The sequence below is a fragment of the Neisseria sp. SLRRB23 genome (assembly GCF_050896295.1).
GTDB lineage: Bacteria > Pseudomonadota > Gammaproteobacteria > Burkholderiales > Neisseriaceae > Neisseria.
Genome location: NZ_JBPBFH010000181.1, coordinates 1 through 379 on the forward strand (window position 1 = coordinate 1; position 379 = coordinate 379).

Genomic DNA, 379 nt, shown 5'->3' on the forward strand with positions numbered 1-379 from the left:
GCGGACGAACTGATTACGTGGGCGAAAAAGCTGGAAGATTTACCGCGCGGTCTAGGTATGCACGCGGGCGGCGTGTTGATTGCGACGGGCAAGATTTCCGATTACAGCCCCGTGTATCAGGCGGACGAATCCGCCCCCCCGGCACTGGCGCATCGGAGTGGGCTGCTGGCTTCCGCCCCTGACCCGGTGTTCCGATTTGCCATGCGGGGAGACCCGCCTCGGAGAAACGGCATTATAACGGGTATGCATCCGGACGGCAGCTCTATCAGAGCCACACCTGCCGAAGGCAAATCCGAAGTCGACCTGCAACACGATTTGTGGGATTTGCTCGTAGGCTGACCCGTACCGCCCCAATCACAAACCATGCCGTCTGAAACCT

1 other RNA gene and 1 pseudogene are annotated in these 379 nt (G+C 59.9%); one reads left to right on the top strand and one right to left on the bottom strand.

The annotated features are described in order from the left end of the window. Positions 1-12: 12 nt before the first annotated feature. Positions 13-120, top strand: a pseudogene (locus tag ACRPFF_RS11830) (hypothetical protein); the annotation flags it as partial. Positions 121-124: 4 nt separating this feature from the next. On the opposite strand, the gene ffs reads toward ACRPFF_RS11830, so the two are convergent. Next, an RNA gene (gene ffs / locus ACRPFF_RS11835) (signal recognition particle sRNA small type) lies at positions 125-218 on the bottom strand. Positions 219-379: the final 161 nt, after the last annotated feature.